At 71.7% G+C, this 17,460-nt stretch carries 18 protein-coding genes; 6 read left to right on the forward strand and 12 right to left on the reverse strand.

Going from position 1 to position 17,460, the window contains the following annotated elements; all coding sequences use genetic code 11:
* Nucleotides 1–59: 59 nt before the first annotated feature.
* The 3 genes from ABT137_RS14870 to ABT137_RS14880 form a co-directional block, all read right to left on the reverse strand.
* Nucleotides 60–1,241 carry a cytochrome P450 family protein gene (locus ABT137_RS14870; RefSeq protein WP_351707937.1) on the reverse strand — a complete coding sequence of 394 codons (1,182 nt, stop codon included), beginning with the start codon at nt 1,239–1,241 and terminating at the stop codon, nt 60–62.
* Nucleotides 1,242–1,325: 84 nt separating this feature from the next.
* On the reverse strand, nt 1,326–1,988 hold the full coding sequence (locus ABT137_RS14875) for a response regulator (RefSeq protein WP_351707940.1): 663 nt from the start codon (nt 1,986–1,988) through the stop codon (nt 1,326–1,328).
* Nucleotides 1,989–2,039: 51 nt separating this feature from the next.
* The gene (locus tag ABT137_RS14880) at nt 2,040–3,311 is read right to left on the reverse strand and encodes a sensor histidine kinase (protein ID WP_351707943.1); all 1,272 of its coding nucleotides are present in this window, start codon (nt 3,309–3,311) and stop codon (nt 2,040–2,042) included.
* Nucleotides 3,312–3,481: 170 nt separating this feature from the next.
* On the opposite strand from ABT137_RS14880, the gene ABT137_RS14885 reads away from it, so the two are divergent.
* The 3 genes from ABT137_RS14885 to ABT137_RS14895 all read left to right on the forward strand — a co-directional run bounded on the left by ABT137_RS14885 (nt 3,482) and on the right by ABT137_RS14895 (nt 6,064).
* Nucleotides 3,482–3,688 (forward strand): hypothetical protein, encoded by a 207-nt coding sequence (locus tag ABT137_RS14885; protein WP_351707946.1) that lies wholly within the window; start codon nt 3,482–3,484, stop codon nt 3,686–3,688.
* 147 nt (nt 3,689–3,835) lie between these two features.
* A complete protein-coding gene (locus tag ABT137_RS14890) occupies nt 3,836–4,936 on the forward strand; it encodes an NADH:flavin oxidoreductase/NADH oxidase (RefSeq protein ID WP_351707949.1) in 1,101 nt (366 codons plus the stop codon).
* Nucleotides 4,937–5,167: 231 nt separating this feature from the next.
* On the forward strand, nt 5,168–6,064 hold the full coding sequence (locus ABT137_RS14895) for a DMT family transporter (RefSeq protein ID WP_351707952.1): 897 nt from the start codon (nt 5,168–5,170) through the stop codon (nt 6,062–6,064).
* 307 nt (nt 6,065–6,371) lie between these two features.
* Here the strand turns inward: ABT137_RS14895 and ABT137_RS14900 are convergent, their stop codons facing one another.
* The 5 genes from ABT137_RS14900 to allB all read right to left on the reverse strand — a co-directional run bounded on the left by ABT137_RS14900 (nt 6,372) and on the right by allB (nt 11,218).
* Complete coding sequence (locus ABT137_RS14900) at nt 6,372–6,767, reverse strand: ribonuclease domain-containing protein (protein WP_351707955.1); 396 nt, start codon at nt 6,765–6,767, stop codon at nt 6,372–6,374.
* Nucleotides 6,768–6,873: 106 nt separating this feature from the next.
* A complete protein-coding gene (locus ABT137_RS14905) occupies nt 6,874–7,500 on the reverse strand; it encodes a dihydrofolate reductase family protein (RefSeq protein WP_351707958.1) in 627 nt (208 codons plus the stop codon).
* 94 nt (nt 7,501–7,594) lie between these two features.
* A complete protein-coding gene (locus tag ABT137_RS14910; protein WP_351707961.1) occupies nt 7,595–8,407 on the reverse strand; it encodes an AIM24 family protein in 813 nt (270 codons plus the stop codon).
* A gap of 306 nt (nt 8,408–8,713) precedes the next feature.
* Nucleotides 8,714–9,826 carry an allantoicase gene (gene alc, locus ABT137_RS14915; RefSeq protein ID WP_351707964.1) on the reverse strand — a complete coding sequence of 371 codons (1,113 nt, stop codon included), beginning with the start codon at nt 9,824–9,826 and terminating at the stop codon, nt 8,714–8,716.
* A 51-nt stretch (nt 9,827–9,877) separates the two neighbouring features.
* Nucleotides 9,878–11,218, reverse strand: a complete 1,341-nt coding sequence (allB, locus tag ABT137_RS14920) for an allantoinase AllB (RefSeq protein ID WP_351707966.1) — start codon at nt 11,216–11,218, stop codon at nt 9,878–9,880.
* 273 nt (nt 11,219–11,491) lie between these two features.
* Here allB and ABT137_RS14925 point away from each other — a divergent pair, with 273 nt between their 5' ends.
* The gene (locus ABT137_RS14925; RefSeq protein WP_351707969.1) at nt 11,492–12,280 is read left to right on the forward strand and encodes an IclR family transcriptional regulator; all 789 of its coding nucleotides are present in this window, start codon (nt 11,492–11,494) and stop codon (nt 12,278–12,280) included.
* A gap of 122 nt (nt 12,281–12,402) precedes the next feature.
* On the opposite strand, the gene ABT137_RS14930 is transcribed toward ABT137_RS14925, so the two are convergent.
* The gene (locus tag ABT137_RS14930; protein ID WP_351707972.1) at nt 12,403–12,717 is read right to left on the reverse strand and encodes a DUF5955 family protein; all 315 of its coding nucleotides are present in this window, start codon (nt 12,715–12,717) and stop codon (nt 12,403–12,405) included.
* A gap of 156 nt (nt 12,718–12,873) precedes the next feature.
* On the opposite strand from ABT137_RS14930, the gene ABT137_RS14935 reads away from it, so the two are divergent.
* Both ABT137_RS14935 and aceB read left to right on the forward strand, forming a co-directional pair.
* Entirely contained in the window at nt 12,874–13,473 is a 600-nt protein-coding gene (locus ABT137_RS14935) for a nucleotidyltransferase family protein (protein WP_351707975.1), read from the forward strand.
* Between the two features lie 184 nt (nt 13,474–13,657).
* Nucleotides 13,658–15,280, forward strand: a complete 1,623-nt coding sequence (gene aceB, locus ABT137_RS14940; RefSeq protein ID WP_351707978.1) for a malate synthase A — start codon at nt 13,658–13,660, stop codon at nt 15,278–15,280.
* A 1-nt stretch (nt 15,281) separates the two neighbouring features.
* Here the strand turns inward: aceB and ABT137_RS14945 are convergent, their stop codons facing one another.
* The 3 genes from ABT137_RS14945 to ABT137_RS14955 all read right to left on the reverse strand — a co-directional run bounded on the left by ABT137_RS14945 (nt 15,282) and on the right by ABT137_RS14955 (nt 17,412).
* Nucleotides 15,282–15,569, reverse strand: coding sequence for an Rdx family protein (locus tag ABT137_RS14945; protein WP_351707981.1), 288 nt, complete (start codon nt 15,567–15,569; stop codon nt 15,282–15,284).
* A 54-nt stretch (nt 15,570–15,623) separates the two neighbouring features.
* Nucleotides 15,624–16,529 (reverse strand): HipA family kinase, encoded by a 906-nt coding sequence (locus ABT137_RS14950; RefSeq protein ID WP_351707984.1) that lies wholly within the window; start codon nt 16,527–16,529, stop codon nt 15,624–15,626.
* Between the two features lie 67 nt (nt 16,530–16,596).
* Nucleotides 16,597–17,412, reverse strand: coding sequence for an SDR family NAD(P)-dependent oxidoreductase (locus ABT137_RS14955; protein ID WP_351707987.1), 816 nt, complete (start codon nt 17,410–17,412; stop codon nt 16,597–16,599).
* Between the last annotated feature and the right edge of the window lie 48 nt (nt 17,413–17,460).

Raw genomic sequence — 17,460 nt, forward strand, 5'->3', positions numbered from 1 at the left:
CCCGACCGACCCGACCTGCCTGACCGGCCTCGGCCGCGGCGTGCGGCCGAGGCACGCGGCTACCAGCGCACCGGGAGGCTGCGCACCCCTCTCATCAGGGTGCCCGGCAGCCACTGCCCGTGCGGGCCGTCCAGGGCGAGGTCCGGGGCGCGCTCCAGGAGGCTGCGCAGGGCGATCCGCCCCTCCAGACGGGCCAGGGGCGCGCCCAGGCAGTAGTGGATGCCGTGGCCGAAGGCGAGGTGGCCGCGGTGGTCGCGGCGGATGTCGAACCGGCCGGGCTCGGGGAAGCGGTCACCGTCGCGGTCGGCACCGGCGAGGCTGATCATCACCGGGTCGCCCCGGCCGATGGCGGTGCCCGCGATCTCCAGGGGCTCGGCGGCGTACCGGTACGTGGCGTTCTCCACCGGGCCCTCCCAGCGCAGGGTCTCCTCGACCGCGCCGTCCAGGAGGCTCATGTCGGCGCGCAGGGCGGCCAGTTGGTCGGGATGGGTGAGCAGGGCGAGGACGCCGTTGCCGATGAGGTTGACGGTGGTCTCGTGGCCGGCGATCAGCAGGACGAAGGCCATGCCGCGCAGTTCCCCGGCGGAGAGCCGGTCGCCGTCCTCGGCGGTGGTCCGGATCAGGTCGCTGAGCAGGTCGCCGCTCGGGCCGGCGCAGCGCTTGTCCTCGATGAGCTCCGCCAGATAGTCGGCGAGCGCGACGAAGGCGTCGTACTCGCTGCCCGGGTGGCTGGACGCGACCACCTCGTTCGACAGCTTCCGGAACCGCGCGCGGTCCAGCTCGGGAACGCCGAGCAGTTCGCTGATCACCGTGATCGGCAGCGGGTAGGCGAGGGCGTCGACGAGGTCGGCGCGGCCGCGCGGGAGCATCTCGTCGAGCAGGTGGTCGGTGATCTCCTGGATTCTCGGCTCAAGTCCGGCCACCCGGCGGGCGGTGAACGCGCGCGTGATCAGACCGCGCAGCCTGGTGTGCTGGGGCGGATCGGCGACCAGCAGGTACTTGCCGATCAGCTCCTCGTCGAGGAACTGGAAGCCGATCCTCTCGGTGTCCTTGGCCAGCCTGGGGTCGGCGAGCGCCGCGCGCGCCTCCTCGTAGCCCACGACCAGCCAGGTCTCGTGGTACTGGTCGGGAAGGGGCCACCGCACCCGGTGCACCGGGCCGCGCTCGCGCAGCCGTGCGTACACCGTGTGCGGGTCCGTGCGCAGACCGTCGCCGTACTCGCCGAGGTCGGTCACCTGCATGCTCTGCTCCCCCTTCAGGAGGTCCCCGAGGCCGTCCCGTATCCGGAGAACGCACGGGCCGCCCCACAGGTGCCGCACGGGCGCCTATTCCTCCAGCAGTCCCGCGTCGTACGCCAGCAGGGCGATCTGGACGCGGTTGTTGAGGCCGAGCTTGGCAAGGATGCGGGAGACGTGGGTCTTGACGGTGGCGACGCTCATGAAGAGGCCGGTGGCGATCTCGGCGTTGGCGAGGCCCCGGCCGACCGCGACGGCGACCTCGCGCTCGCGGTCGTTGAGGGCGGCGAGCCGGTCACGCGCGCGTGCCTGCCGGGTGTCGGCCCGGGTGCCGGCCGCGTGCGCCATCAGCTGCCGGGTGACGGCGGGCGACAGCACGGGGTCGCCGGCCGCGACCCGGCGCACCGCGGCGACGATCTCGGCGGGCGGGGTGTCCTTGAGGACGAACCCGGCGGCTCCCGCGCGCAGGGCGTGCAGCACGTGTTCGTCGGCGTGGAAGGTGGTCAGGACGACGACCTGCGGGGCGTCGGCACGCGCGCGCAGCCGCTCGGTGGCGGTGAGTCCGTCCACGGACGGCATCCGGATGTCCATCAGGACGACGTCCGGGTGGGTGCGGTCCACGAGCGCCTCGACCTCGTCGCCGTCGGCGCCCTCCCCGACGATCTCGATGTCCCCGGCCCCGCCCATCATGAGGGCGAGCCCCGCCCGCACCAGCGGATCGTCGTCGACGAGCAGCAGTCTGATCGCGGTCATGGCTCCTACGTAATCACGCGGACACGTTGCCACGTGGCCGTCTCCTGGTCGTCAAGCGGCCGGTGCGGCGGCGGCCCAGGGCAGCCAGGCCCGCACCTCGAAGCCGCCGTCGCCCGTGGCCCGGTGCTCCAGCCGTCCCCCGGCAAGGGTCGCGCGTTCGGTCAGGCCGATCAGGCCCTGGCCGGAGCCGGGGACGTGCGGGGCCTCGGTCGCGGGGGCGGGGTTGTGCACGGTGATGTCCAGGCCGTCGCCGGGGGCGCCGGTGACGCTGACGGTGACCTCGGCGCCGGGGGCGTGCTTGCGGGCGTTGGTGAGGCCCTCCTGGGCGATCCGGTAGGCGGTGCGGCCGACGGAGGCGGGGACGGCGGCCGGGTCGCCGACGTGGTTGTCCAGCACCACCTTCATGCCGGCTCCCCGTGATTCGGCGACCAGGGAGTCCAGCGCGGCCAGGGTCGGCTGCGGCCGGCCGCCCGCCTCGTCGCCGTCGGCCGCGCGCAGCACGCCGATGATCTCGCGCAGGTCCTGGAGGGCCTCGTGGGCGCTCTCCCGGATGACCCCGGCCGCCCGGGCGATCTCCTCCCGGGGTGCGTCGGGCCGGAACTCCAGCGCCCCGGCGTGCACGCTGAGCAGGGTCAGCCGGTGGGCGAGGACGTCGTGCATCTCGCGGGCGATGGACTCCCGGGCCAGCCGCTGGGCCCGCTCGGCGCGCAGCCCGGCCTCGGTCTCGGCCCGCCGGGCCCGGTCGCGCAGGCTGACCATCAGCTGCCGCTTGGAACGCACGAACATGCCGAGGCTGACGACCAGGAGGCTGAGGAGCACGACCAGGATGACGATGGCCAGGTAGGGCAGGTCGGGGTCGGGGCGCAGCCAGTAGAAGAGCGGGACCAGCGCGAGGTTGACGCCGGTGATCCAGGCGACGTGCCGGAACGGGCGGTGCACGGCGAGCGTGAACAGCGCGACCATGGCGGCGCCGCCGGCGGTGTCGGAGACGAAGCCGACCGGGATCATGGCGATGGCCAGGCCTGTCGGCCAGCGGCGGCGCAGCCAGACCGCGGCACAGGCCAGCCCGCCGACCAGCTGGTCGGCGGCGGCGAGGCCGTGCGAGACGTTCGGGTCCTGGCGCATCGTGTTGGCGGCGGCCACGCCGAGGAGGACGGCCAGCAGGAAACAGCTGAAGTCGACGAGCCAGTCGCGCGCGGTGCGCCGGGGCCGACGGCCGGCCGGACCGGCTTCGGGGTCGAGTTCATGGATCACGGCGGAGGGGAACAGCCACCGCCGCCCCTCGAACGTCCGTATCGAGATGTCACCGCTCACGGTCGACAAATCTACGCAGGACCGGCCCGTGACACCTACTCGTGCACGGGATCGTCGACCAAAGTTGTGCCCGTGTGGACTTTCGGTGCGCCACGCGCGCGTGCGGACAGTCTTCCGGCGGGCACGGCTCGCCCCACGGCCGATGGCGCGGGAGAAGGCCGCGGGGCGAGGGTCGTACCGTGAAACAGTTGTTGGAACTGCTCGGATTCGTCGCTCTGGTACAGGGCGTGCTGGGGCTGCTGCACGAGTTCGCCCACTGGCGGGTGGGCCTCCTGCAACGACTCGGCTTCCTCGACGGCTACGGCGTCTACGCGAGCGTCGCGCTGATCGTGCTGGCGTGCGCGCTGTTCGCGGCCGCGGGGAGCCGGAGGTCCGGTCGGGGGTGAGCCGGAGCAAGGTATATGCGGACGCCGACAGTGAGCGGAAATAAAATACCCGCGCATGCAATTATGACTCCCGTGTCCCGCGCGGAGGCCGCCCCCGATGGCCCCGACGCACGGCACCCGTCCACAGACCTGCCAAGGAGTCGCGCGTTGAACCCGCTCTTCACCCCTTTCGACCTCAAGTCGCTGACGATCCCCAACCGCATCTGGATGGCGGCGATGTGCCAGTACAGCGCCGAGCCCGACGGTGAAGCGGCCGGCGTACCGACGGACTGGCACTTCACCCACCTGGCCGCACGCGCCGCCGGGGGCACCGGCCTGATCATCACCGAGGCCGCGGCCGTCAGCCCCGAGGGCCGGATCTCCCCCTACGACCTCGGCATCTGGAACGACGAGCAGGTGGCCGCCTTCCGGCGGATCACCGCGTTCCTCACGTCGCAGGGCACGGTCCCCGGGATCCAGCTGGCGCACGCGGGGCGCAAGGCGTCGACCGAGCGCACCTGGGTCGACCGCGGGCGTTCGATCGCCCCGGACGAGCCCCGTGGCTGGACGCCGGTGGGCCCCAGCGCGGTGGCCTTCGACGAGACGTCGACGGTGCCCGAGGAACTGACCACGGAGGGCATCCGCAGAATCGTCCAGCAGTTCGCCGACGCCGCCGTACGCGCTCTCGCGGCCGGTTTCCGGATCGCCGAGATCCACGGTGCCCACGGCTACCTGATCCACCAGTTCCTCTCCCCGCAGAGCAACCGTCGCACCGACGAGTACGGCGGTTCCTTCGAGGGCCGGATCCGCTTCGCCCTGGAGGTCGTCGACGCCGTACGCGCCGTGTGGCCCGAGGATCTGCCGGTGTTCTTCCGCATCTCCGCAACCGACTGGCTGTCGGAGAACCCCGAGGACGGCCGGACGGGCTGGACCGCCGACGACACCGTCCGCTTCGCCGGGGAACTGCTGGCGCACGGCGTCGATCTGATGGACATCTCCACCGGCGGTATCGTCCCCGACGCGAAGATCACGAGCGGCCCGGGTTACCAGGTCCCCTTCGCCGACCGCGTCCGCAACGAGACCGGCATGCCCGTCGCCGCCGTAGGCATGATCACCGAGCCCGCGCAGGCCGACGAGATCATCGCCTCCGGCAGCGCCGACGCGGTCCTGCTGGCCCGGGAACTCCTGCGCAACCCCTACTGGGCCCGGCACGCCGCCGACCAGCTCGGTGGCAGCGTCGGCTCGCCCGTCCAGTACCACCGGGCCTGACACCCGGCCCGCCGGGTACGGTGACGCCGACGGCGAAGAAGGCGTCACCGTTCGCCTGCCCAGCACTCCGGCCAGACACTTGAAAGACGAGTGTGCCGCTCGTACTTTCGCCGTTCCCGGTCGTGCACCGCATCCGGACCGTCCGGCCCGGGGCACCTCCGGGGCCGTGACGCCACGTCCGCGGAACGCGGCCGACAGTCCGGAAGCGATGCGATCGACATGATTGTCGCGATGACCTGTGCCGTGCTTGCGGCCTGCAGCAACGCATGGGGCACGGTCCTGCAGCGACGTGCCGCCACGACCACACCCGAATCGCACTCCCCCCTCGGCCTCGTCGGGAACCTGCTGCGCAGTCCCGTCTGGCTCGGCGGAATTCTCGGAGTCATCGGCTCGGCCCTGTTCCAGGCACTCGCGCTCAGCTACGGGACCCTGGCCGCCGTCCAGCCTGTCTTCATCCTCGAACTGCCGCTCGCACTCGTCTTCGGCAGCCTCGTGTTCCGGGTCCAGGTCTCCCGGAAGGCGTGGGGGTGCGTCGTCGCCATCTTCGCGGGGCTGGCGATCAGCCTCTTCTCGGCCGCTCCCTCCGGCGGCCGAGACCAGGTCCCGGGCATGTGGTGGATACCCACGATCGCCGCCGCGGGCGCGGTCGGGGCCGCGCTCGTCCTCTTCGGCCTGCGACGCCCGCACGGCCTGGCGCGCGCGGCCTGCCTGGCCGCGGCCGCCGCCGTCGGCAACGCGCTCACGGCAGCCCTGGTGAAGTCCGCGATGCACATCCTGTCCCGGCACGGAGCCACCGCGTTCTTCCTCGCGTGGCAGACCTACGGCTTCGCCCTCGTCGGCTCGTTCTCCATCATCCTGCTGGGCTACGCCATGCAGGGAGGCCCCCTCATCGCCTCCCAGCCGGCGCTCACCCTTGGCGATGCCGTGGTCAGCTTCTGCCTCGGAGTCACCCTGTACGCGGAGTCACCGCGCCACGGCATGTGGCTCCTTCCGGCCCTTTTCGGGGTCGCCCTGCTCTCGTACGGCGTTGTCACGCTCTCTCGTACCCGCTGCCTGGCGAAGTGCGTCGACCGGGACGCGGAGGAAGAGAATCACCGGGCGGAACGCCCAGCGGCAACGGCGATGTAGTCAGGAGCGGCGGAAGGGGGGCGAGGCGGACCGGGCACTGCACAGGCCTGCGCGCTGACATCGAGCAGGCGGGGCCACGTCCCGCGGTCAACAACGTGGGGGGGGAGGACCGCGGGACGAGGCCCCTGGCAGTGGGGCAGTCGCTCGAACCACTCGGATTCTTCGCCGTCGCCGTGCGGGCGGTCACGCCGTCCGCCACCGCCGGGGCCGGAGGTCCGGACGGGCGTGGACCGGACCTCCGGCGGGTCGCGCCGTTCCTCAGCGGACCGTGATCTCCTCGGCCTGCCGGCTCAGGTGGGGAAGCCGCTCAGCAGTCGAAGTCGATCAGGTCGAACGTGACGTAGTGGTCCGCCGTGTAGTAGTCCTCCTGGTACTCCTCGCCGGTGATGATGCGCCGCGCACCGCGCGTGGAGGAACCGGGCGTCTTCACGGTGTACTCGTGGTAATAACCGCTGGGCTCGCTCGGCAGCACGCCCTCCTGGTTGCGGAAGACCGTCCCGTCCTGCGAGTACGGGAACGGACCGCCCGACGCGATCAGGTCGAGCGTGTCGTACGCCTGCGACGGCAGGTCGCTGTAGCAGATACTGCCGACCGAGGTGGCAGCGGCGTCCGCCGTGGCGGCGGAGACGGTGCCGCCGACGAGGAGGGCGGACAGCAGGGCGCCCGCGGCGCCGATGCGGGTGATTCGTGGGGGGAATCTCATGGCTCCATGATGACGCGCGTAGAGTGTGGCATGTCAATGACAAGTCTGAAGAATTTGCCGCCAAGTCCTCTGAGTTTTCAGGGAGTTAACCTGGGCGGCGAGACGGTCAGGCGTTCTGCTCGGCGATGTACGAGCCGTAGTCGGGGCGGCCCGCGAGGTCGTACGACTGGATGGAGACGCCCGCCGTGGTGATCCGCCCGCCGGTGTGCCGGAACTTCGTCGGCAGGGCGCCCTCCTGGAAGAACCGGCGGCCGGAGCCGAGCACGACCGGGAAGGTCACGAGGTGGAGGGTGTCGACGAGGCCGAGGTCCAGCAGGGAGCGGACCAGGGCGCCGCTGCCGTGCACCTGGAGCTCGCCGTCGGTGCGCTCCTTGAGGGCGGCGACCTCCTTGGCGAGGTCACCGGCGAGGACCGTGGTGCCGGACCAGGCGGGGTCGGTCAGGGTCGCGGACGGGACGTACTTCGGGAGGGCGTTGAGCCTGGCCGCGATCGGGTTGCCGGGGTCGGTGATCTTCGGCCAGTAGGACGCGAAGATGTCGTACGTACGGCGGCCGAGCAGGAAGGCGCCGGCCCGCTCGAAGACCTCCGCGACGAACCGGCCGAAGTCCTCGTCGCCGTACGTGAAGCTCCAGCCGCCGTGGGTGAAGCCCCCGCCGGGGTCCTCCTCGGGGCCGCCGGGCGCCTGGTAGACGCCGTCGAGGGTGACGAACATGGTGGAGACGAGCTTGCCCATGGCGGTGCCTGCTTCCTGGGGCGGGGTCCGTTGTCATCAGCTCAGACCCCTGAGGCACCGGCAACTCATCGGTCGGCCGGTCTCCGGTGTGCCCTCACCCCGCGTGCGTCGAGAACAGTCCGCCGGTCGGCCCCTGCTTGTCGCCGCCCTGGGCCTTCTTCAGGGCGTTGGCGAGGCTCTCGATGGTGAGGGACTGCAGGATCACCCGGCCGTTGCCCTCCAGGGTGGCCAGGGAGAGGCCCTCGCCGCCGAAGACGGCGTTCATGAGGCCCTGGCGGTTGAGGCCGCCGACGCGCTGGACGCCGTACTGGATGCCCTCCTCGAAGGCGACGACGCAGCCCGTGTCGACCTCGATGCGGCCGCCGAAGTCGGCGGGGTTCAGGTCGATGAAGTTGCCCGCGCCGGCGATGATCACGGTGCCGTGGCCGGTGAACTTCTCCAGGATGAAGCCCTCGCCGCCGCTCATGCCGGTGCGCCCGCCCTGGAAGGCGATGCCGAACTCGACGGTGGACTCGGCCGCCACGAAGGCGTCCTTCTCGGCGAACCACGCACGCGTGCCGTTCAGCTCCAGGGCGCGCATCTCGCCGGGGAGCACGCCGGCGAAGCCGACGGTGCCTTCACCGCCCTGTGCGCTGAAGTACTGGAACGCCAGCGACTCGCCGGCGATCATGCGCTGGCCGACCTGCATGGCGGTGCCCATGGCCTGGCGCAGCATGCCGCCCATGCCGCCACCGCCGCCGCCCTGCTGCTGGCCGCCGCCGTTCGGACCGCTGAGCCGGGTCTCCATGGTCACGTTCGTCGTCTTGAACAGGAACTTGCCGGCCTCGCAGTACACGGTCTGGCCGGGGTGCAGGTTGACGACCGCCATCTGCATGGCGTTGCCGACGATTTCTTGCTGAAGGGTCACGGCAGAAGAACGTAGCCGACGGCCCAGCGGTTCCCTCCGCCCACCCACCACCCGACTCGGTCATCTGAGAAGCGAGGCCCCAAAAGCCAAGACCCGCCGCCCCCGAAGACCGTCCCACTCCCGGACCCCACCGATCCCCCGCGCGGGGCGGGGCACCTGCACGGAGACCGCGACCGGGCGCCGAAACACACCCGCCCCGCGACCGGCCCTGCGACAGGACCCGACCTCCTCATGCAGTCCCACCCTGTCGTTGTTCTTCGAGTTCGCTTTCCGAGGAGCCGAGTCGGGTGGGTGGGCGACAGGGTGTCAGGACAGTTCGCGATGCCTTGTGGTCAGGGCCGCTGCTCCCGCTTGCGTCGGCGAGCCGAACAACCGCAGGCGGGAGATACCGCCGTCCGGGAAGATGTCCACGCGCGCGTGCGTGCCGACCGCGGGCGTCGGCAGGACGAAGCGGTGGTTCGTGTCCGGCTGGAGGCGGGTCCGCGGCAGGATCTCGCGCCAGTCGCCGTCCTCGCCGTCCCGTACCGACACGGACGCCCAGCCCGCGCTGTTGCCCTTCAGGTATGCCGTGTCGATCTCGATCGCCCGGATCTGGGACTGGGCGGCGAGCCGGTACCGGATCCAGTCGTTGCCCTGGTCGCGGCGCCGGCGCGTCTCCCAGCCGTCGTCCATCTTGCGGGAGCGGCCGGGCTGGATGGTGTTGGTCGCGGGTGAGTAGAAGAGGTTGGAGGCATCCTCCGCCCGGCCGCCGTTCTCCAGGGCGGCCACGTCGAAGGTGCCGAGCACGGCCAGCCACTCGGGGTCCGGGACGACCTCGCCGTACACGCGCAGGCGCGCGATGCCGCCGTCGGGGTGCTGGTTGACGCGGAGGTGGGTGAAGCGCTGTTCGACGGAGACGGTGAAGCCGTTCGCCGCGTGGCCGCCGACGGGGGTGCGGGGGACGAGGGTCGTCCACTTCACGTCGTCGCCGAGGAGTTCCGCCGGGGACGGCGCGCCGGCGACCGACGTGCCCTCGACGGACACCGCCTGCGGGTAGTTGCCGCGGAAGTGGGCCGTGTCGACGACGATCCCGCGGACGACGCCGGCTGCGCCGAGCCGGACCAGCGCCCAGTCGTGGTCCTCGGCGGTGGGCCAGGGGTGGTGGGCCGAGACCCCACGGCGGCGGCGCGTCTCCCAGCCGTCCATGATCTTGCCCTTGTGCCCGAAGTGCTCGGGGTCGAACTCGGCCCGCCCCGGCACCAGCAGGTTCTCCCGCTGGGCGAAGAACTCGTCGTTGGCGGCGATGACCCCGGCACCGAGCTGCCGGTCGGCGAGGTCGACGTACTGGGTGAAGGGGAAGTCGCCGGTGCGGTAGTCCGCGTACGGGTCGCCGCCGGAGTAGGGGAGCGCGTCGCCGGTGAAGGTCGGGATCGCCGTCAAAGGTGTTCCTTTCGGTGTCGGCCGTTGCGGGTGCGGGGGGGGACGTGGAGGTCAGGGGGTGCGGGTGAGGAGGTGGCCCTTCGGGGGCGTGAACTCGCCGTCCGCGACGATGCGTTCGCCGCGCAGCCAGGTGGACCGCACGACGCCGTGGAGGGTCTTGCCCGCGTACGCGGTGACCCGGTTGCGGTGCTGCAGGCCCGCCGGGTCCACGGTGAAGGTCTCGTCGGGCGCGAGGACGGCGAAGTCGGCGTCCCGGCCCGCCGCGATGGCGCCCTTGCGGTCGTCGAGGCCGACGAGCGCGGCCGTACGGGCCGACATCCAGCGGACCACGTCCTCGAGACCGTGGCCGCGCCGACGGGCTTCCGTCCACACGGCGGCGAGGCTGAGCTGGAGGCCGGAGATGCCGCCCCAGGCGGTCGCGAAGTCGCTCGTCTTCAGGTCGGCCGTGGAGGGCGAGTGGTCGGTGACCACGCAGTCGACGGTGCCGTCGGCCAGCGCCTGCCAGAGCAGGTCCCGGTTGGCCGCCTCCCGGATGGGCGGGCAGCACTTGAACTCGCTGGCGCCGTCCGGGACCTCCTCGGCGGTGAGGGTGAGGTAGTGCGGGCAGGTCTCGACGGTGAGGCGCACGCCGTCCGCCTTGGCCGCCGCGATCAGCGGCAGCGCGTCGGAGGAGGACAGGTGCAAAACGTGCACGCGCGCATGCAGGCGTTTCGCCTGGGCGATCAGCTGGGCGATCGCCGTGTCCTCCGCGTCGCGCGGGCGGGAGGCGAGGAAGTCGGCGTACTTCGGGCCGCCCTGCTGCGGGGCGGCCGCCAGGTGGTGCGGGTCCTCGGCGTGCACGATCAGCAGGCCGTCGAAGGAGGCGATCTCCGCCAGGGACCGGGCCAGCTGCTCCTGGTCGAGGTGCGGGAACTCGTCCACGCCGGACGGCGACAGGAATGCCTTGAAGCCGAAGACGCCGGCCTCGTGCAGCGGGCGCAGGTCCTTGACGTTGTCGGGCAGCGCGCCGCCCCAGAAGCCGACGTCGATGTGCGCCTTGTCCGCCGCGACCTGTTGCTTGACGCGGAGGTTCTCGACGGTCGTGGTCGGCGGGAGGGAGTTGAGCGGCATGTCGACCAGGGTGGTGATGCCGCCGGCCGCCGCCGCGCGGGTGGCGGTCCAGAAGCCCTCCCACTCCGTGCGGCCCGGGTCGTTCACATGCACATGGGTGTCGACCAGGCCGGGCAGCAGGACGTCGTCGCCGAAGTCCTCCAGACGGGCACCCTCCGGGACGGGGGCGTCGTACGACAGCACGGCCGTGATCGTCCCGGCGGACACGGCGACCGAGGCGGCCCGCGTCCCCTCCGGGGTGATGACGCGCGTCGAGCGCAGCACCAGTTCAGCGTCGGACACCCGGACCCCTCTCTCTGCCGCCGTTTTACTTCCAGGAAACGGGATTTACACCCACGCAACGGAATTCAACGTTCTGTTGAAGGAGTCTTCACTCCCGCTCCCGCGCCGTCAAGGGCACACTGCATCTCGGGGCCCGGCAAGCACTCACTCTGGACGTTTCCACAAAGCGGAATTAGACTTCCGGCAAGCAGAACGTAGCTACGTACGACCAGGGAGTCAACCGACTGCCGGGTAGGCTTCTGCCCTTCCCGCCAGTCCCGAAAGGAACGCGCCGTGCCGACGTCCAGCGCCAGCACCACCGACTCCGCCAAGTCCGGCGGCGGCGTCCAGTCCCTAGAGCGCGCCTTCGATCTGCTGGAGCGGATGGCGGACGCGGGCGGCGAGGTGGGCCTCAGCGAGCTGTCCGCGAGCAGCGGGCTGCCGTTGCCGACGATCCACCGGTTGATGCGGACGCTGGTCGCCTGCGGCTATGTACGCCAGCAGCCGAACCGGCGGTACGCGCTCGGCCCCCGGCTGATCCGGCTCGGCGAGTCGGCGTCCCGGCTGCTCGGCACCTGGGCGCGGCCGTACCTCGCGCGGCTGGTCGAGGAGACCGGGGAGACGGCGAACATGGCGCTGCTCGACGGGGACGAGATCGTGTACGTGGCGCAGGTGCCGTCGAAGCATTCGATGAGGATGTTCACCGAGGTGGGGCGGCGGGTGCTGCCGCACTCCACAGGCGTGGGGAAGGCGTTGCTGGCGAATGTGCCGGACGCCGAGGTGCGGGCGCTGCTGGGCCGGACCGGGATGCCGGCGGCGACCGAGAAGACGATCACCACTCCGGAGGGGTTCCTGGCCGCCCTGGCGGAGGTGCGGGAGCTCGGGTACGCCGTGGACGACAACGAGCAGGAGGTGGGGGTGCGGTGCCTTGCGGTGTCCGTGCCCGACTCGCCGACCGCGGCCGCCATTTCGATCTCCGGGCCTGCGGGGCGGGTGACGGAGGCGGCGGTCGAGAAGATCGTGCCGGTGCTGCAGCAGGTGGCTGTTGAGTTGTCTCAGGCATTGGTGAGTTCGGGGGCCTGAGGGGTAGGGCCCGCCTCGCCGTGGGCGGGTGCGGGTCGCGTTGTGGCTGGTCGCGCCCACGCGGCGGAGCCGCACATCAATACAGCCCCGCGCCCCTAGGTGAACAACCGCGCCCTTCGCCTTCAAGCTCTCGGGGTCTCCCCGAACAGGTCCACCGCCTGACGTACGTCCGACAAACCCCGGGACAGTGCGCTCATCGAACCGATCGCGCCCGCGATCAGTAACAGGGAGCGGCGCAGGCGCGGGATCTCCGGCATGCCGCCCGTCACCATCGCGGCCAGGGCCGCCAGCTCGTCCTCGGCTATCGCGCGGTCCGGGAACTCGGCCGGATGCGCGGCCAGTTCGCGGCGCAGCCGGGAGACCGCCGTGCGTAGTTCCGTCACCCTCGGATCCTCGTCACTGCCGGTCACTGGCCTCTGTCCCAAGCTCCGCAACACAGCTCTCCCCCCCTCGCCAGGTGCCCCTGAACGATGGTCGGGCGCCCGGGGACGCGGGTCAGTAAACGCCCTCCCGTACGGAAAGCGCTACAGCGCGGACCGAATTTCAGCCCTTCGGAACCGGCCGCCCGCTCCGGCGTCGGGTATGCAGGACGCATGACGGACACGCATGACCAGATCGCCGGGCTACTGCTCGCCGCCGGCGGTGGCAGCCGGCTCGGCGGGCGGCCCAAGGCGCTGCTGACGCACCGGGGGCGGCCGCTGGTGGAGTACGCGGTCGGGGTGCTGCGGGCAGGTGGCTGCGGGCCGGTGCACGTGGTCCTGGGGGCCCGCGCGGACGAGGTGCGGGAGCGGGCCGAGCTCGGCGGCTGTGTGGTCGTGGAGAACCCGGACTGGGCCGAGGGCATGGGGTCCTCGCTGCGGGTGGGGCTGGCGTCGCTCGCCGGGGCGGGGGTGCGGGCCGCCCTGGTGTCGCTGGTGGATCAGCCGGGGATCGGGGGCGCGGCCGTGGCGCGGGTGCTCGGCGGGTACCGGGACGGGAACTCACTGGTGTCGGCCGCGTACGACGGGGTGCGCGGCCATCCCGTCCTGTTCGGGTCGGCCCATTGGGCGGGGATCGCCGCGAGCGCGACCGGGGACCGGGGCGCCCGCGCCTACCTCAAGGCCCACGAGGAGGCGATCACGCTCGTCGAGTGCGGGGACGTGGCCGAGCCGTACGACATCGACACGGAGGCGGACCTGGGCCACCTTGAGTGAACGGGGTGGCACTGAGCGCCACCTTCGCTCGACCCGGAGAATCTCGACATCAACAAACCATTGAACTTCCACAATGAGGAAACTAGTATCCACTGTTCAGAAGCGCCCGTCCCCTGAGCGGATGCGCTTCGCTCTACCCGGAACGACTGGCACCCGGTGCCACCGCTGAAGGAAGTGACAGCTCATGTCCGCACCAGCGCCGTCTCCGCTGGCCATCGTCGACGCCGAGCCCCTGCCCCGGCAGGAGGAGGTCCTCACCGACGCGGCGCTCGCCTTCGTGGCCGAGCTGCACCGGCGGTTCTCGCCGCGCCGTGCCGAACTCCTCGCCCGCCGCGCCGAGCGCCGCGCCGAGATCGCCCGCACCTCGACCCTGGACTTCCTCCCGGAGACCGCCGCCGTCCGCGCGGACGACTCCTGGAAGGTGGCCCCCTCCCCCGCGGCGCTGAACGACCGCCGGGTCGAGATCACCGGTCCCACCGACCGCAAGATGACCATCAACGCCCTCAACTCGGGCGCCCGGATCTGGCTCGCCGACTTCGAGGACGCCTCCGCCCCGACCTGGGAGAACGTCGTCCTGGGCCAGCTGAACCTGATCGACGCCTACACCCGGACCATCGACTTCACGGACCCGGCGAGCGGCAAGTCGTACGCCCTGCGTCCGGACGAGCAGCTCGCGACGGTCGTCATGCGGCCGCGCGGCTGGCACCTGAACGAGCGGCACGTCGAGGTCGACGGCGAGCAGGTGCCCGGCGCCTTCGTCGACTTCGGGCTGTACTTCTTCCACAACGCGCAGCGGCTGCTCGACCTCGGCAAGGGACCGTACTTCTACCTCCCGAAGACCGAGTCGTACCTCGAAGCCCGGCTCTGGAACGACGTGTTCGTCTTCGCTCAGGACCACGTCGGCATCCCGCAGGGCACCATCCGCGCCACCGTGCTGATCGAGACGATCACGGCCGCGTACGAGATGGAGGAGATCCTCTACGAACTGCGCGACCACGCCTCGGGGCTGAACGCCGGGCGCTGGGACTACCTCTTCTCCATCGTCAAGAACTTCCGTGACGGCGGGCCCAGGTTCGTCCTCCCGGACCGCAACGCGGTCACCATGACGGCTCCGTTCATGCGGGCGTACACCGAACTCCTCGTCCGCACCTGCCACAAGCGCGGCGCGCACGCGATCGGCGGCATGGCGGCCTTCATCCCGTCCCGCCGCGACCCCGAGGTCAACAAGGTCGCCTTCGAGAAGGTCCGCGCCGACAAGGACCGCGAGGCGAACGACGGTTTCGACGGCTCCTGGGTCGCCCACCCCGACCTGGTCCCGATCGCCATGGAGTCCTTCGACCGGGTCCTCGGCAACAAGCCCAACCAGAAGAACCGGCTGCGCGAGGACGTCCACGTCGAGGCCGCCGACCTGATCGCGGTCGACTCGCTGGAGGCGAAGCCGACCTACCCGGGTCTGGTCAACGCCGTCCAGGTGGGCATCCGTTACATCGAGGCGTGGCTGCGCGGGCTCGGGGCGGTGGCCATCTTCAACCTCATGGAGGACGCGGCCACCGCGGAGATCTCGCGCTCGCAGATCTGGCAGTGGATCAACGCCGGCGTCGAGTTCGAGAACGGCGAGAAGGCCACGCCGGAGCTGGCCCGCAAGATCGCCGCCGAGGAACTCGGCGCCGTCCACGCGGAGATCGGCGACGAGGCCTTCGCGGCCGGCCACTGGCAGCAGGCCCACGACCTGCTGCTCACCGTCGCCCTCGACGAGAACTACGCGGACTTCCTGACGCTGCCCGCGTACCAGCAGCTGCGCGGCTGACCTACTCCTGCGCAGCCCTGTCCGAGTGGCCCAGGGACTTCCCCGGGGCCACTCGGTCGCGTACGGCCTGCTTCACGGCCGTGGGCTCGGGGAAACCCTGGTCGCGCCGGTCCCACACCACCTCGTCACCGACCCGTACGACGAAGACGCCGCCCTTGCCCGGCTTCAGCGCCAGCTCCGTCAGCTCGGTCTCGAAGGTGGTCAGCAGCTCCTGCGCCAGCCAGGCCGCCCGCGGCAGCCAGCGGCACTGGGTGCAGTACTCGATCTCCACGCGTCGGCTGTCACTCATCGCTGTCACTGGTCACCGTCCCTCATCCGAACCGTCCCTCACCCGAACCGTCCCTCATCCGAGGTGCACCGACCAGTCCTGTCGGGCCGCGGGCTTGCCGTGCAGGTCGGGAACCCGCTTCAGCCAGGCCGGGCGTCCCTGCTGGGTCCTGGCCGCGCGGGCGGCCTCCTCGGCCGCGAGCTGGTCGCGGCCCGGGAAGTCGGTGGGGAGCCACTCGGCGGAGGCCCGCACCCGGGCCAGCAGATAGCCGACGTAGGCCTCGCGCATCTCGTCGGGCGTGCCGAAATCGGTGAGCCAGGCGTCCGGGACCTCGGCGAGGACGTCCCGGAGCAGCCTCTCGGTCACTCTGGGCGCGAGTTCGGCGTCGGCGGCCCGGGTGTCGGGGCCGTACCGGCCGAGGGCGTGATGACGGAAGTCGTACGCCTTCCCGGGGGCGGAGGTGTCCCAGCGGTGGTGGAAGACGAGGGCGGCACCGTGGTCGATGAGCCACAGGCGCGGGGGTGCGATGCCGAAGGTCGGCCAGACCATGAGGTTGGAGCTGTGCACCGTACGGTCGACGTTGACGGTGAGCGCGTCCAGCCAGACGATCCGGCCCGCCTCCAGCGGGTGCACCGGGAAGACCTCGGCGATCTGCGGGGTGAAGTCCTCCGCACCGGGCAGGAAGTCCATCCCGAGGTTCACTCCGCCGCTGGCCGCGTGCAGGTCGCGCACCTCCTGGTGCGGCTCGTCCCCGGCGATCGCCGGGTCGAAGTGCACCAGGACCAGCTCGGGGAACCGCAGCCCGAGCGCCCGCGCCAGCTCCCCCACGATCACCTCGGCGACCAGCGCCTTGTGTCCCTGCGCGGACCCGGTGAACTTGACGACGTAGGTGCCGAGGTCGTCGGCCTCGACGATCCCGGGCACGGAGCCGCCGGAGCGCAGGGGGGCGACGTAGCGGGTGGCGGTGACCTCCCTCAGCATGCTCGCCCCTCGTTCTCCGGCCTCGGACGTGAAGTGACCAGCGTAACCGGGCGTGACGGTGCGCGGCTCAGTGGCCGCCGTCGCGGCTCTCGACGCGGAATCCGAACGGCACCGTGCCCGGGTCGAGGGCGGTGATCCCGCCGTCGACGGCGAGGGTCGCGCCGTTGACGAAGGAGGCGGCGGGCGAGAGCAGCCAGGCGATCGCCTCGGCGACCTCGGCCGGGTCGGCCGGGCGGCCGGCGGGGGCCAGTCGCGTCGCCTCCGTGTACGCCTCCTCGATCCCGCCGGCCATGCCCTCCTCCGCCGCGAAGCGGGCCATGCGTCCGTCGGCCATCTCGGTGCGCACCCAGGTGGGGCACACCGTGTTGGCCCGCACACCCCGGCTGCCGTAGTCGACGGCCACCGAGCGGCACAGCTGCAGCAGCGCGGCCTTGGAGGTGGCGTACGCGGCGTTGCCCCAGCCGTTGCGCAGCGCCGCGACGGAGGCGACCGCGACGACCGCGCCGCGGGTCTCCAGCAGGTGCGGGAGGGCGGCGCGCAGGGTCAGGAACGGGCCGGTCAGGTTGGTGCGCAGCACCTCGTCCCAGGTCTCGTCCGAGAGGTCGCCGACCGCGCCGCTGCGGCCGATGCCGGCGTTGAGGACCAGTCCGTCGAGCCGGCCGTGGCGGGCGACCGCGGTGTCGATCAGGTCCTGGACCGCCGACGGGTCCGAAAGGTCGCCGGGGTGCGCCAGCGCGCCGGTCTCGTCGGCCACCCGCCGCAGCGGTTCGGGCCGCCGTCCGCCGATGACGACGTGGTGTCCGGCGGCCCGCAGCAGCCGGGCGGTGGCGGCGCCGATACCGGTACCGCCGCCGGTCACCACGACGACTCGCTCGTCATCCATGACGGTGGGCACTCCTTGTCGGCAGGGGACCGGGCGCCGTGATCGTAA

Origin of the sequence: Streptomyces sp. NPDC001980, assembly GCF_040296885.1 — a bacterium.
In the GTDB taxonomy this organism is placed as follows: Bacteria; Actinomycetota; Actinomycetes; order Streptomycetales; family Streptomycetaceae; genus Streptomyces.

Bases quoted from the DNA above. Each gene is read 5' to 3' on its own strand.
- ABT137_RS14870 (WP_351707937.1), bottom strand. From the start codon at position 1,241: ATGCAGGTGACCGACCTCGGCGAGTACGGCGACGGTCTGCGCACGGAC.
- ABT137_RS14875 (WP_351707940.1), bottom strand. From the start codon at position 1,988: ATGACCGCGATCAGACTGCTGCTCGTCGACGACGATCCGCTGGTGCGG.
- ABT137_RS14895 (WP_351707952.1), top strand. From the start codon at position 5,168: ATGACCTGTGCCGTGCTTGCGGCCTGCAGCAACGCATGGGGCACGGTC.
- ABT137_RS14900 (WP_351707955.1), bottom strand. From the start codon at position 6,767: ATGAGATTCCCCCCACGAATCACCCGCATCGGCGCCGCGGGCGCCCTG.
- ABT137_RS14905 (WP_351707958.1), bottom strand. From the start codon at position 7,500: ATGGGCAAGCTCGTCTCCACCATGTTCGTCACCCTCGACGGCGTCTAC.
- ABT137_RS14935 (WP_351707975.1), top strand. From the start codon at position 12,874: ATGACGGACACGCATGACCAGATCGCCGGGCTACTGCTCGCCGCCGGC.
- aceB (WP_351707978.1), top strand. From the start codon at position 13,658: ATGTCCGCACCAGCGCCGTCTCCGCTGGCCATCGTCGACGCCGAGCCC.
- ABT137_RS14945 (WP_351707981.1), bottom strand. From the start codon at position 15,569: ATGAGTGACAGCCGACGCGTGGAGATCGAGTACTGCACCCAGTGCCGC.
- ABT137_RS14950 (WP_351707984.1), bottom strand. From the start codon at position 16,529: ATGCTGAGGGAGGTCACCGCCACCCGCTACGTCGCCCCCCTGCGCTCC.
- ABT137_RS14955 (WP_351707987.1), bottom strand. From the start codon at position 17,412: ATGGATGACGAGCGAGTCGTCGTGGTGACCGGCGGCGGTACCGGTATC.